A 14,055-nucleotide genomic window follows, 5' to 3' on the forward strand; every position below is an offset into this window, starting at 1 on the left:
CAGGTAGCGGATTTTATCGGTGAACAGTTAATAGAATTTACTAATAGTGCCTCATGTTATGAGGACATTAAGCTGATGAGGTGGTGGCAGGGCATGCATTGCCTAGGCTCTGGTTTTCGATGCGAGCGCCAGTGCCAGGATACTGCCCAACAGCGCGGCGGCCAGCACCATACCCGCGGGAGCGGACCAACCGGCATAGGCGACAAGCGCACTCAGTACGATGGGGCCGATCACCTGACCGAGATAAATGCCTTGCATCACCAGCCCCAGGCTCAACGGGATCAAACCCGGTTCTGGCGCCGCCGCCGGAGTGGCGGCCAGAATGGTGGCGGGCATCATGCCGCCAATGGCGCTAAACACTAAGCACAGTGGGATCAGTAAAGCGTTTGGTGTAACGGACAGGAAAACGCCGGTACCGGCAAGCCCCATCAGCAGGCTGACAACGGCCAGCAGATTTCGAGCCCGCAGGCCGCGCGAAAGCAGTACCCCAGCGGCAAGATTGCCGAGGATATTGACGGCTATCACCGCCGCGCTGATCCCACCGGCGACAGCCAGCGTCAGCCCTATACGCTGCATCAGGAAAATCGGCAGAAAGGCCATCACGGCGAAGAACTGCAGGTTATAGGTAGTAAATATCAAGGCCAGCAGCAGGGGCTGCCGTGCGCGCAGGATGCTGACCAACGCCTGACGCAGTTTCAAGGCAACAGCGGAAGACGTGGTGACAGCGGCTCGCGGAGTGGTGAATGGCAGCAGCAGCGCGGCCAGCAGGGTGAGGATACCGCCGGCGATCCAGCTTTGTTGCCAGTTGCTAAAATGCGGGCCGAAAAACAGCGAAATGGCCATGCCCGCCGGCATAAAGGTGCTCCAAATACTGAAGACCAGATTACGTTTTTGCGCTGAAACCACGCGTGTGAGCACGGTTGGCGCTGAGACCACGACGATAACGAAGCCTATCCCTTCAATCGCGCGGGTGACGATCAAACCGATGAAATCGTGCTGAGCCGCGCCAACGAAGCTGGCTATGCTGACGATCACCAATCCCAGCCCCAACAAACGCCGGTCGCCCCAACGGCGCACCAGCAGGCCGGCGGCGATGCCACCGAACACGCCGATAAAGGGAAAGGCCGAAATGATCCAGCTCAGCGACTCCAGCGAACGGCCGAATTCGCGTTGCAGCTCAGGTAAGGCAATAGTCGCTTTACCCACGTGCAGGGCAACGGCAATACCGGCGAGCACCACATTGGCGATAGCCGGCCAGTGAGTGGTCGGGGTATCGAGGGTTGCGTTCAGCGTTTCAGGTTTGATGGCGGACATGGCGGTCTCCAGCGACGACAAAGACCAGACTATGCGCCTGGGCGCGACTAGTAGCAGTTCAATTATTGCTCTGTTTTTTGGCGCAACCGCATATTTCGAGCTTAATTGCGCAATCGCACTGGAAACGTTGGTACACCATCGCAGAGCCGCTGTTTATCGGGGCACGTCTTTAAGCCGGGGAATGGCCTTGGCTTAGGTACTGCGTATAAGAAGATGCCGATAGTATTTCCGCATCAGATGGATTGATATCTGGCTCCATATAAAGACGGGGATCGTGACTGTGACCAGGATCTGCAGCAAACGCCCCATTTCGCCCTCGACATGTGGGTAAATAAAATGGGGTAGGTGAATAAATAGCCAAATCAACGCGATGTAGATCATCAAACCAGCCCAGCCCTCCCAATGGCGAAAAGTTCTAAAATAGGCATCGCGGTAATTACGATTTCGTATCCTGCGGGGTAGTGTCTGCAGCTCTGGGATTTGGCGTCGCGACCAATATATTTTCATGGCAACCTCCTGTTGCTAAGATGCATATGATATTCATTCGCAACAATGTCTGCAATCTGCCTGGCTACGACTTGGCCGCTCGGGAAGTAGCTTGCCAATGATCAATATCATTGAAGGCGATTGCGCGTCTGAATAACACTGGAGCCCCTATTCAAGGAGAAAAAGATGTACAGCGACAACGAGAAAAAGTTCTATATCATCCTGAACCGCAACCACGAACCGGCCACCTTATTTAACGCTTCCTGCCATTTAACCGCCGGCATTACCGATCTGATCGAACAGCGTGAATTCGACCATTATCCCAGCGCTATTGAAGGCGTAAGCGCCAATATGAGTCATTATCCGATCGTGATCCTGCAGGCGAAAAACAGCAGCCAGCTCAGCAATCTGATGCTCAAATGCAAGGAGGAAGGGGTGTTAGCCAACTTCTTTACCACCACCATGCTGTCCCATTCCGCTGAACAGCAAATTGCCGATACCGCCAATACCGAGTATGACAAGCTGGAGTTCGTTGGGGTGGCGCTGTACGGGGATAGCGAACAACTTAAGCCGCTGACGAAGAAATTCTCCGTTTACCGCTGAGGTTTCCTCCGCGCTGGGTGATTAACGCGCCCGATCACACAAACTCCGCATCGGCTTTCTTTCAACCTGCCTGCCATGATAGTTTCTATCAAAACAGTGATGGGAATGATTATGGCGGGCAAAAAAACGACGCTGGCAGCTATCGCCAGAGAGGCGCACGTCGGTGTCGCTACGGTCGATCGAGTGATCAACCAACGCGCGCCGGTGCGGCCGGAAACGGAGCGTAAAGTCATAGCCGCGGCACAAAAGCTGGGGTTTGCGCTGGAGAAATCCCACCGGCTGTTTGAAGCCGCCAGACAGCCTGCCGTGCGCCTCAAAATGGGTTTTATCCTGTTGAAAAAGGAGCATTCATTCTACTCGCAGCTGGCGGAAAACTTGCTGGAGCAGGCTATGCCTTATCACGATCGCGAGAGTCCGCCGCAGTTTATTTTTCATGATATTAGCGCGGTCAGCGATACCGCCGCCGCCATTACGCAGTTAAGCCAGAGCGTGGATGTTATCGGGGTGTTGGCGCTGGATAATCCGATGATCCGCTATGCGGTTGAAGAAGCCACTCGCCAGGGCGTGAAGGTGTTCACGCTGCTGTCCGATCTGTCGGTACACTGCCGCGCCGGTTATATCGGGCTGGATAATCAGCAGGCCGGCCGTACGGCCGCCTGGGCAGTGGAGCGCCTGTGCCGGCGGCAGGGCGAAGTGGGGGTGATCATCGGTGACAACCGCTTTCAGTGTCAGGAAACCTGTGAAAGCAGCTTCCGTTCTTATCTGCGTGAGCATTTAAGTACGCAGCGGGTGCTTGAGCCGGTCCGCAGTCATGAACAGGCCGAAAGTGCCAGGCAAGTGACTCATACTCTGCTGGAGCAGCATCCGAACCTGGTCGCTCTGTATGCCCCCTGCGGCGGCGTGGAGGGAATCATTGCCGCATTGCGCGAGAGCGGCAGGCAGCATGAGGTCATGCTGATTTGCCATGGCCCGGTTGAGGGGGGCGAGATGGCGTTGATTGACGGCACTTTGGACCTGATGTTGAGGCACAGGATCCAGGAATTCGCCGCCTCGATCGTCAACACCTTTATTTCTGCCGCCAGCGGCGACGCTTCCGGTTTTACCCACTGCATCAACCGTTTTGATCTGATCACCAAAGAAAATATCTGATTATCGGCTCCCGGCATGGGAGCCAATTCCCTCGCTAAAAATATTGCACTCCCGTGAAGTCACGGCCTGCCTATATTTGATAGAAAAACATCATTTGATCTATCAAAAATAACGCGATCGCCATCAAAAAATGAAAATTCCATCATTGTCCGTTTCGAAATTTTCGTTTGATACTGGCGCTACACAACACCAAGAGACGGACTGAAAAATGACTTTGCCTATTGCCAACGCTCCCTGCAGCTGGGGAGTGGATGATCCTAAAAATCCTGACCTACCGCCTTATAGCAAAGTGCTGCAGGAAGCGAGCGCAGCAGGTTATCACAGCATTGAATTGGGGCCCTGGAGCTATCTGCCCACCGATGCCGCAACTCTGACCGCAGAGTTGCAACGGCATTCGTTGTCGCTGGTGGGGGGCACCATTTTTGATGATTTGGTCAGCGAGCATAACTTCGAGCACATACTGGCACTGACCCACAACATAAGCCGCAACCTCTCGCAGGCGCCCCAGGCACAGCCCATTTGCGAAGGCCATTTTTCACCGCCGTATCTGGTGATTATCGACTTCGGCAATCCGCAACGGGCCAGGTTTGCCGGGCAATCAATGCAGGCACCGCGGCTGGATACAGCCGATTGGAACAGGATGATCGGCCACATTATTGCCGTTAGCGAGATTGCCTGGCAGGAATATGGGGTACGACCGGTGGTACACCCGCACGCCGGAGGTTGTATTGAGTTCGCTGATGAAATCGAACTGCTGGCCGCGCAGATCCCGCACCACACTGCGGGGTTGTGTCTGGATACCGGACATCTGTACTACTCCGGCATGGATCCGCTCATCTGGCTTGAGCGCTACTTCTCCCGGATTGATTATCTGCATTTCAAAGACGTTAACCCGCAGGTGTTCCGCAATGTGTTGGCGCGTGGTTTGGATTTCTTTACCGCCTGCGCGCAAGGGGTTATGTGCCCGCTGGGGAAGGGAGCGATTGATTACCCTGCCGTGCGCGACTTATTGTCTGCGCGCGGCTATCAGGGGTGGATCACCATTGAGCAGGAACGGGATCCGCGTCAGGCGCAAGGCAGCCTGCGCGACGTAACGGATAGCCTTACTTATTTACGCAGCGTCGGTTTTTAATCAGGAGCAACGAGATGATTAACGGTATTAAACCTCTGGAAAGATCTCTGCGGTGGGGCATGGTCGGCGGCGGGGGTACCAGTCAGATCGGTTATATCCATCGTTCTGCGGCATTGCGCGACGGCACTTTCACCCTACTGGCCGGCGCGTTTGACATTGACGCATCGCGCGGGCGCAGCTTTGGGCAAAGCCTGGGCGTGGCAGCGGAGCGCTGTTATCCGGATTACGCCACGTTATTCCGTGAAGAAGCCGCCAGGGCGGACGGCATAGAGGCGGTTTCCATCGCTACGCCAAACAATACCCATTTCGCTATTTGCCAGGCGGCGCTGGAAGCCGGCCTGCACGTGGTGTGCGAAAAACCCCTTTGTTTCACCACGCAGGAGGCGCAAGCACTGGTGGAACTGAGCCAAAGGCAGCATAAAATTATCGGTGTTACCTACGGCTATGCCGGGCATCAACTGATCCTTCAGGCGCGTCAGATGATTGCCGATGGCCAACTGGGTGAGATCCGTATCATCAACATGCAGTTCTCTCACGGGTTCCATGCCGCGCCGGTGGAACTGGACAACCCCAGCACGCGTTGGCGGGTGGACCCGCGTTTTGTCGGCCCCAGCTATGTATTGGGTGATTTGGCCACCCACCCGTTATTCCTGGCGGAAACCATGGTGCCGCAGTTGAAGATCAAACGGTTGATGTGCAGCCGTCAGAGCTTTGTCAAAACTCGTGCGCCGCTGGAAGACAATGCCTATGTACTGATGGAGTACGATAATGGCGCTGTCGGTTCAATGTGGTGTTCGGCAGTTAACAGCGGTTCTATGCATGGCCAAAAGGTGCGTATTGTGGGGGAAAAGGCCAGCCTGGAATGGTGGGACGAACAGCCTAACCAACTGCGCTTTGAAGTGCAGGGCGAGCCGGTGCGTATTCTGGAGCGTGGTATGTCCTACCTCGATCCTATGGCATTGGCGGAGGATCGCATTGGCGGCGGTCATTCCGAAGGGCTGTTCGAAGCCTGGTCGAATCTTTACCGGCGCTTTGCGTTGGCGATGGACGCCACCGACCGGCGAGACGAGGCGTTTCTGGCCGGCTTTTGGTACCCCGACGTGCATGCCGGCGCGATGGGGGTACGCTGGGTGGAAAACTGCGTGCGCTCCGCCGATGCCGGTGCCAGTTGGGTGGCGTTCCGCTAATCATTTCGACCGATGTATTTTCTGCCATATCGATGTACCGGCAACTTATCCTCAGCGGCAATGGGGGATTCTGTGGTTCGCTTCATTAGATAAAACTTTAAATTCTGTTAAGTTACTTGTTAGCGTAATCACAAGGAGAGAACGATGTTAGAGCAATATTACCCGGCCACCATGAGTTCCAAACCTATCACGGACGAACAGCATAAAAGGCTGGTGGCAGTGCAAGCGGCACTGGAGTTGATCAAGGCGACGCTGTCTGACACTAACGACGGCAACGGCGTAGACTTCCAGCTTAAGGCCGCTGAAAAGCACGTTGGCCCGCTGGCCGATGCCATTCAGGAAGCGCTGAAGTAAATCTTTATGCTTATCATCAACCGCCCGAGGGCGGTTTTTTTATGTCGCTTAAACGCAAAAAATCAGATTATTTGCCTGGTGATGCAGGGGGAAAGGGGGCAAAATTCAGCTCAGGATTGACTTAAGCAATAGCGAAGGAGAAGCATTGATGAAGGATGTGCATATCGCACTGTCGGGTGGCTGCGTGCGGTTAGCCTACCCGGGAGAAAACGTACTGGATTTTGCCGATAGCCTATCGTTTGGGCCGCTGTATGGGCTGGATGATGATCAGGCCCTGCAAACCCGATGCCGCTGGTTGCGCGATCTGCACCAATCTGTTCATGCTCCCGAGTGGGATACCTCTGAAGCGCTGCCGCTGGCGATGACCACGTTAAAAACGCAACTCGCTGCTGTAACCGGGCAGGTGACGTTGTGGGCTGGTGCTAATCCCGACGAGCAACTGATGCTGCGCGCACTGTTGCCGTTGCTGGGGGAACGTCGCGTTTTTGTGGTTAACGTAACCGAACACACCGGGCGGGTTGCCACCAACTGGTGCCCGGCAGAAATGCTGGAACCACTGTGGATCTTGCGGCGCGAGCTGTCTCCGAAAGAGAAAGCCAGGCTGATTGCCGATTGGCATCGTCTGTTGGCGGAAAACTCACTGGTACGGATTTTTGCGGAAAACCGCGTGCAGGGGCAAGCGCTCGATTTCCATGACCGTCCGTTGTTAGATGCTTGCCCGAATGACTATACCCAGGGTTCCCGGGTGGTCGGTGATGCGATGGTAAATTCACCTTATCCGGTGGGGGATACCTTTTTGAATTTCCGATTGTATGCCCTGATTGAACAAGGAGTGGTGCAGGCGCAGAACGCCGGTTTGAATATGAACCGGATCCAGGTCAAACAGGCTTAAAACTCACCTATTCCACGGATTATTTTTTCGTGCTCAGAGGCAGATAAACCCCGTTAAAGCGGTTTAATCTGTCATGTAAATAGGATTATACTGCGCCATTAACTGTACGAATAAACAGGTGAATGGAATGGTGCTGGCTCTGAAGGGTGAAAAGATTGCTCGTAACCGGTTTACCGGTGAGAAAGTCGAAAATGGCAGCTTTATTCACTGCGATTTCTCTGGCGCCGACCTGACCGGCACCGAATTTATCGACTGCCAGTTTTACGACCGCGAGAGTCAACAGGGCGGTAACTTCAGCCGCGCCGTGCTCAAGGACGCCAGCTTCAAGAATTGCGATCTGTCGATGGCTGATTTTAGACATGCCAATGCTTTAGGCATCGAAATTCGTGAGTGCCGGGCTCAGGGCGCAGACTTCCGCGGTGCCAGCTTTATGAACATGATTACCTCGCGCACCTGGTTTTGCAGTGCCTACATCACCAAAAGCAACCTGAGTTACGCCAACTTTTCCAAAGTGGTGCTGGAAAAGTGTGAGCTGTGGGAAAATCGCTGGAACAGCGCGCAAATTCTCGGTGCGACCTTTAGCGGTTCAGATCTGTCCGGCGGCGAGTTTTCCTCCTTCGACTGGCGTGCTGCCAACTTTACCCATTGTGATCTGACCAACTCTGAACTGGGTGAGTTGGATCTGCGCGGAACCGATCTGCAGGGCGTGAAGTTGGACAGTTACCAGGTGTTCCAGCTAATGGAACGCCTGGGCATTGCCATTATCGGCTAAGGCGACGATCCCGCAAAGGGCAATCAGGCCTTGCTGGGCGGGGGTGGGGCTGCAGAATCTGGGAAATAATAAGCAGGGCGTATAAATATAATGTTAAATATTCCTTGCTTAAATAATCTAGCTATGTGTAAATAGCGTCATCGGTTTGTAGTACAGACCTTATGAAAGCAGTTTTAGTAAAGCAGTTCTCAGTATTAGTGATATCCCATAGATAGCTCTTCTCCCGCGAATTTCCTTCTCTAGTGCCCAATAAGTTTCCAATAAAAACAGACCTCTATCGCCTTATGGCGTCTCAAAAATATAAAGGAAATATCTATGTCTAATAAAATGACTGGTTTGGTAAAATGGTTTGATGCAGGTAAAGGTTTTGGTTTTATCTCTCCGGAAGACGGTAGCAAAGACGTGTTCGTACACTTCTCCGCTATCCAAAGCAATGATTTCAAAACGCTTGATGAAGGTCAGCGCGTTGAGTTCACTGTCGAAAACGGTATGAAAGGCCCGTCTGCAGGCAACGTAGTCGTTTTATAATTTCAAGGTAGTGCTTTATTTCTTGCGATAGCGATGATGGTTTAAGCCGGAGCAGATGAGAAATAAAATAATTGCCTGAATAAACTCCGGGATTACCCGGAGTTTATCTAAAATAATTAGCTTCACCATTTTCAATAACCGAAGTTATTGGCAACAGAAAAGAAGATTGGCCCATAAAGTTATAAGTCCGATCCAGTCTATTTTTCTGTTGTGAAAAAGTTGTGCTTAGGCTGCGTAAGGTTGGAGTGTTCGATGGACGCTTACGCCATAACATGACGGTCGGGAAAGTAACCGACAAACATTGATGACCTGGCCGAAAGCCGGGTTTTTTTATGCCTGTTGCCCCGGTAAACAGGCTGGCCCAGAATGAAGCAGGCCAGCCTGACGTGACCGTTAGCTGCGCCGGGAATCCAGCACTTCGTTATTCTTCACCACGTCCTGAGCTTTAACATAGCTTTCAATCAGCAACTGATATGCCGGGAAGATTTTGGTGTAAACCTCAGCCCATTGCTGTGCATCCTCGCGGTTCCAACTGCCCTGCAGTTCAGAGGCCACGCCGGCGGTATCGATCGGTACCACTCCGGCCTGCACCACTCGCGCCATAGTAATCTCCTGCGCCATTTTAGAGTAGGTGCCGGAGGCGTCGATAACGGCAAAGACCTTATAACCCTCTGCCACGGCGCTGATCGACGGGAAGGCCATGCAAACGCTGGTGATGGTTCCGGCGATAATCAGGGTTTTACGCCCGGTCGCTTTTACGGCCGCAACAAAATCTGGATTATCCCAGGCGTTGATTTCGCCTTTGCGCGCCACATATTGCGCATGCGGTGCATTTTGGTGGATTTCTGGGATCAAGGGGCCGTTAGGACCCTGTGGAACGGAAGCCGTGGTAATGACCGGCAATTTGCTTAGCGTAGCGATACTGGCCAGTGCGCCAGCGCGAGCGCGCAGTTCAGTCATCGGCATATCGCCGACGGTTTGGAACAGGCCGCTCTGGTGGTCAATCAACAACATCACCGCGTCATTGGCATCAATAACAGGACGCTGGCCATTAAAGTTTGCTGGAGAGCTCATCTTTCTTTCCTCTGTGATCGGGACGTAGACAACAATTAACTTTGTTTAACCGAGGGTTAATCTCAGTGCTTGTTAACAGTGTAGGGCCAGAGGAAAAATCCACTAGAGGGCTAACTCAGGATGCATCGTTCTATAAAAAGAACAATAAGGCCAGGGGCAGGCGATTATTTCAGCGCTGAACTAAACTTAAACAGCATAACAAACATGCGGAAAGGCCCTGGCAGGGAGCGCCACTTTGTTCACCAGCGCAATGCGGAGGGCTGTAATCATGGCTTATCATCATATCGTTGTGGCAACCGATCTCAGCGAAGACGCTGAATTTTTGCTCGGCAAAGGCGCCAAGTTAGCAAGCGCACTGAATGCCCGGCTATCCCTAATTTATATCGATATCCACCGTGGCGGCTATTACGCTGAGCTGGGCGTGGGTGAATACAACTACACCGACAGAACTTTTTCGGAGCGTGTCAAAAACATGCTGAATGCGATCAAGGATCAGTCGTCTTACCCGGTTGAAGAGGTGATTATCAGCCGCGGCGAACTGACGGAAGAATTGAACCGGGCGGCGAAAGAGAAAGGCATTGATCTGATTATCTTTGGCCATCATCACGATATCTGGAGCAGATGGATATCTTCGGCCCGGCAGGCGATCAATAACCTTAACGTTGACCTGTTGGTGATCCCCATTGCGAAGTAATGAACCTCGCCAACTGCACTAACGCGACGGTACGGGACTTATTGATAGGTGATAATGCGCGTTGGCAATAGTCACTGATATGAATTTTATTAACCCTATCAAATGTTTGGCTTAATTCCGATAATGCCTGACCTAGCGCATTGAATTCGCACTGAATACCTCTTTGTGATTAATAAACCGCACATTTTGACTGTCACTCGTCGTCCATGAGTTTTATCCTCGAACCATTAGGATTTGTATGATTTATAGAAACACATTCACATGGAGGAGGTCTCATGCGTTTTGACAATAAAGTGGTAGTGATCACCGGTGCAGGCAATGGGATGGGAGAGGCGGCAGCGCGTCGTTTTTCTGCCGAAGGGGCTACCGTGGTATTGGCTGACTGGGCGAAAGAGGCGGTGGACAAAGTCGCCGCTTCGCTGCCAAAAGGCAAGGCACTGGCGGTACATATTGACGTTTCCGACCACGTTGCGGTTGAAAGAATGATGAATGAGGTGGCCGGAAAATTAGGCCGCATCGACGTGCTGCTCAATAACGCAGGCGTGCACGTGGCCGGCAGCGTATTGGAAACCAGCGTTGCCGACTGGCGACGCATTGCCGGGGTGGATATCGATGGCGTGGTGTTCTGTTCCAAATTCGCCATGCCGTATCTGCTGAAAACCAAAGGCTGCATCGTTAACACCGCATCGGTTTCCGGGCTGGGTGGTGACTGGGGCGCGGCGTACTACTGCGCGGCGAAAGGGGCGGTGGTTAACCTGACGCGTGCCATGGCGCTGGATCATGGCGGTGACGGTGTGCGGGTCAACTCGGTATGTCCGAGCCTGGTGAAAACCAATATGACCAACGGCTGGCCGCAGGAGATCCGCGACAAGTTTAACGAGCGTATTGCGTTAGGCCGAGCGGCAGAGCCGGAAGAGGTGGCGGCAGTAATGGCATTTCTGGCCAGTGACGACGCCAGTTTTATCAATGGCGCCAATATCCCGGTAGACGGCGGGGCGACCGCCTCTGACGGCCAGCCGAAGATTGTTTAAGCGGTAATTTCGGGCCCGGTGGTATACCGGGCCCGATAGCGTTACACCCCAATCCGATCCCGCAGCTGGTAGTAAGCTGCACCAATCGCGGTGAAAGGAATTTGCAGGTTGCGACCGCCGAAGAACGGCAGGTGCGGCAGCTTGGCAAACGCATCGAATCTTTCCGCATCGCCGCGCATCAGCTCGGCAATCAGCTTGCCCGCCAAATGAGTACAGGTCACCCCGTGGCCGCTGTAGCCCTGCATGTAATACACGTTATTTTCCAGCCGACCAAACTGCGGCATGCGCGACAGCGTCAGCAGGAAATTACCGGTCCAGCGATAGTCGAGACGCACGCCTTTGAGCTGCGGGAAGGTTTTCAGTAGCTTTGGCCGGATCAGATTGTCGATATCGTCCGGATCGCGGGCGCCATACACTACGCCGCCGCCGTACAACAGGCGGTTATCGCCGGTGATACGGTAATAATCGAGCAGGTAGTTACAGTCTTCGACGCAGTAATTTTGTGGGATCAGCGATCGCGCCACTTCCGGCGCCAGCGGTTCGGTAGCCACTACCTGGGTGCCACACGGCATGCTACGTTTCGCCAGCCGCGGTTCCAGCTTATCACCCAGATAAGCGTTGCCGGCGACAATCACATAACGTGCTGTCACCTGGCCGTTGGCGGTGCTGACGATTGCCGGTTCGCCATGACGGATGTGGGTGACCGCAGACTGTTCGAAGATCCGTCCACCCTGCAGGCGAATGGCTTCGGCTTCACCGAGCGCCAGATTCAGTGGGTGAATATGGCCGCCGCTGTGATCCAGCAGCGCGCCGACATAGCGCTCGCTATCGACCTCCTGGCGGATACGCTCGGCGTCCAGCAATTCAAGCTGGGTATTGCCGTAGCGCTCCCAGTGCTGTTTTTGTTCGATCAACGCATGATATTGCCGGTTGTTCAGCGCGGCGAAGATGCCGCCAGGGCGATAGTCACATTCGATGGCGTACCTTTGGATACGGCTGCGAATGATCTCTGCGCCTTCAAACATCATGCTGCCGAGCAGGCGGGCGCTTTCGGCGCCATAACGCTGTTCAATGACGTCGATATCGCGGCTGTAGGAGTTCACCAATTGGCCGCCGTTACGTCCGCTGGCACCGAAACCGATGCGGGCAGACTCCAGCACCACCACGTTGTACCCCGCCTCTACCAGAAACAGCGCCGATGACAAACCGGTGTAGCCGCCGCCGACGATACAGACGTCGCATTCAATGGATTCATTCAGCTGCGGGTAGGGCGCGTGGTTGTTGGCCGAAGCCGCATAATAGCTTTTTACGTGTTCAGTCATGATCTCTGCCCTTATTCCAATGAAATCCAGGTGGTTTTCAGCTCGGTGAATTTGTCCAGTGCGTGCAGTGACTTGTCGCGGCCGTTACCGCTTTGTTTGTAACCACCGAAAGGAACGGTCATGTCCCCGTCGTTGTAGTTATTGACGAACACCGTGCCGGCTTTTAGCTGACGCGCCAAACGATGGGCACGGGACAGGTCGCGGGTCCAGATTGCAGCCCCCAGGCCGTAGTCGCTGTCGTTAGCCAACTGCATGGCCTGCTGCTCGCCGCTAAATGAAGTGACCGCCAATACCGGGCCGAAGATTTCGTCGCGCGCCACGCTCATGGCGTTGTCTACCTGGGTGAGAATGGTTGGGCCGAGATAACCGCCGTGTTCACCTTGCGGATGATCGCGACCGTCGAGGAACAGCGCAGCGCCCTGAGTCAAACCCTGTTCGATATAGTCGGCCACTTTCTCGCAGTGGCCCTGATCAATCAGCGTGCCCATCACCGTTGCCGGATCGAGCGGATTGCCTGGTGCAAAGGCTGCGGCATGGCGGCGTAACGCCTGTAAAAATTCTTGCTGTATGCTCTCTTCCACCAACAGCCGAGTACCGGCGATGCACACTTGCCCCTGGTTATAAAAAATCCCGGCGGCGGCGCTTTGTGCGGCCTTATCCAGATCCGGGCAGTCGGCAAAGATGATATTGGCGCTTTTGCCGCCGGCTTCCAGCCAGACCCGTTTCATATTGGATTGGCCGGCATAGATCATCAGTTGTTTGGCAACCTGGGTTGAACCGGTGAAGGTCAGCGCGTCGACGTCGTTATGCAGCGCCAGCGCTTTACCGGCATCGTGACCATAACCGGGAACGATATTCAGCACGCCGTCCGGCAACCCGGCCTGCTGCGCCAGTTGCCCCAGATAGATCGCGCTCAGTGGCGATTTCTCTGAAGGTTTGAGGATCACGCTGTTGCCGGTGGCCAGCGCCGGGCCGAGCTTCCAGCAGGCGAGCAATAACGGGAAATTCCACGGCACGATGGCGCCGACCACGCCAATGGGTTCGCGTTCGATCAACGCCAGCGCATCGCTGCCGGTAGGGGCGATTTCGCCATAAACCTTATCGATCGCTTCGGCATACCAACGCAGGCAACGAATAGCGCCAGGCACATCATCGCGCAGGCTATGACGAATCGGTTTGCCGGTGTCCAGCGTTTCCAGCAGCGCCAGCTCTTCGTGGTGTTGTTCCATCAATGTCGCCAGCTTGAGCAGCGTCGCCTTGCGTTGCGCCGGAGCCGCGCGCGACCAGTCGCCCCGCTCAAACACCTCGCGGGCGGCGCTGACCGCCAGGTCAATATCTACGCTGCTTCCCCGGGCCACCTGAGTCAGCTCTCGCTGACCGGCAGGATCCTCCACGGCAAAGGTTTCGCCTTCGGCCGCCTGCTGATAGCGGCCATTGATAAACAGTCGGTTCTCAATATTCAGGGCTTGCGCCCGGTGTTGCCAATACTGCAAGTGGTGGAAGTCCATACCTTGCTC

14 protein-coding genes are annotated in these 14,055 nt (G+C 54.4%); 10 read left to right on the forward strand and 4 right to left on the reverse strand.

Translation table 11 applies throughout. The features are described 5' to 3' along the window. Positions 1 to 102: 102 nt before the first annotated feature. Positions 103 to 1,314: a CynX/NimT family MFS transporter gene (locus tag H0S68_RS09985; protein WP_410529355.1), complete on the reverse strand. Its 1,212-nt coding sequence runs from the start codon at positions 1,312 to 1,314 to the stop codon at positions 103 to 105. 672 nt (positions 1,315 to 1,986) lie between these two features. Here H0S68_RS09985 and H0S68_RS09990 point away from each other — a divergent pair. From H0S68_RS09990 to cspA, 8 genes are all read left to right on the forward strand, one after another. After that, on the forward strand, positions 1,987 to 2,403 hold the full coding sequence (locus tag H0S68_RS09990) for a DUF2000 domain-containing protein (RefSeq protein ID WP_020826487.1): 417 nt from the start codon (positions 1,987 to 1,989) through the stop codon (positions 2,401 to 2,403). A 111-nt stretch (positions 2,404 to 2,514) separates the two neighbouring features. Continuing rightward, a complete protein-coding gene (locus H0S68_RS09995) occupies positions 2,515 to 3,552 on the forward strand; it encodes a LacI family DNA-binding transcriptional regulator (protein ID WP_401422551.1) in 1,038 nt (345 codons plus the stop codon). A 208-nt stretch (positions 3,553 to 3,760) separates the two neighbouring features. Further along, the gene (locus H0S68_RS10000; RefSeq protein WP_410529356.1) at positions 3,761 to 4,684 is read left to right on the forward strand and encodes a TIM barrel protein; all 924 of its coding nucleotides are present in this window, start codon (positions 3,761 to 3,763) and stop codon (positions 4,682 to 4,684) included. Between the two features lie 14 nt (positions 4,685 to 4,698). Beyond that, positions 4,699 to 5,871, forward strand: coding sequence for a Gfo/Idh/MocA family protein (locus H0S68_RS10005; protein ID WP_187962753.1), 1,173 nt, complete (start codon positions 4,699 to 4,701; stop codon positions 5,869 to 5,871). A gap of 144 nt (positions 5,872 to 6,015) precedes the next feature. Then, the gene (locus H0S68_RS10010) at positions 6,016 to 6,225 is read left to right on the forward strand and encodes a hypothetical protein (RefSeq protein WP_020826491.1); all 210 of its coding nucleotides are present in this window, start codon (positions 6,016 to 6,018) and stop codon (positions 6,223 to 6,225) included. Between the two features lie 148 nt (positions 6,226 to 6,373). After that, complete coding sequence (locus H0S68_RS10015) at positions 6,374 to 7,117, forward strand: DUF3658 domain-containing protein (RefSeq protein ID WP_410529357.1); 744 nt, start codon at positions 6,374 to 6,376, stop codon at positions 7,115 to 7,117. Between the two features lie 127 nt (positions 7,118 to 7,244). Next, entirely contained in the window at positions 7,245 to 7,889 is a 645-nt protein-coding gene (locus H0S68_RS10020; protein WP_142815386.1) for a Qnr family pentapeptide repeat protein, read from the forward strand. 315 nt (positions 7,890 to 8,204) lie between these two features. Beyond that, entirely contained in the window at positions 8,205 to 8,417 is a 213-nt protein-coding gene (gene cspA, locus H0S68_RS10025) for an RNA chaperone/antiterminator CspA (protein WP_020826494.1), read from the forward strand. A gap of 393 nt (positions 8,418 to 8,810) precedes the next feature. On the opposite strand, the gene H0S68_RS10030 is transcribed toward cspA, so the two are convergent. Beyond that, positions 8,811 to 9,491 carry a hydrolase gene (locus H0S68_RS10030; protein WP_122078849.1) on the reverse strand — a complete coding sequence of 227 codons (681 nt, stop codon included), beginning with the start codon at positions 9,489 to 9,491 and terminating at the stop codon, positions 8,811 to 8,813. 268 nt (positions 9,492 to 9,759) lie between these two features. On the opposite strand from H0S68_RS10030, the gene H0S68_RS10035 reads away from it, so the two are divergent. Both H0S68_RS10035 and H0S68_RS10040 read left to right on the forward strand, forming a co-directional pair. After that, on the forward strand, positions 9,760 to 10,185 hold the full coding sequence (locus H0S68_RS10035) for a universal stress protein (RefSeq protein ID WP_020826496.1): 426 nt from the start codon (positions 9,760 to 9,762) through the stop codon (positions 10,183 to 10,185). Positions 10,186 to 10,460: 275 nt separating this feature from the next. Next, a complete protein-coding gene (locus H0S68_RS10040; protein ID WP_410529358.1) occupies positions 10,461 to 11,216 on the forward strand; it encodes an SDR family NAD(P)-dependent oxidoreductase in 756 nt (251 codons plus the stop codon). A 41-nt stretch (positions 11,217 to 11,257) separates the two neighbouring features. On the opposite strand, the gene H0S68_RS10045 is transcribed toward H0S68_RS10040, so the two are convergent. Further along, a complete protein-coding gene (locus H0S68_RS10045; RefSeq protein ID WP_020826498.1) occupies positions 11,258 to 12,538 on the reverse strand; it encodes an NAD(P)/FAD-dependent oxidoreductase in 1,281 nt (426 codons plus the stop codon). Positions 12,539 to 12,549: 11 nt separating this feature from the next. Then, entirely contained in the window at positions 12,550 to 14,046 is a 1,497-nt protein-coding gene (gene puuC / locus H0S68_RS10050) for an aldehyde dehydrogenase PuuC (protein ID WP_128864305.1), read from the reverse strand. Positions 14,047 to 14,055 lie beyond the last annotated feature (9 nt).

This window comes from Serratia sp. AXJ-M (genome assembly GCF_046531865.1).
Classification (GTDB): Bacteria; Pseudomonadota; Gammaproteobacteria; order Enterobacterales; family Enterobacteriaceae; genus Serratia; species Serratia liquefaciens.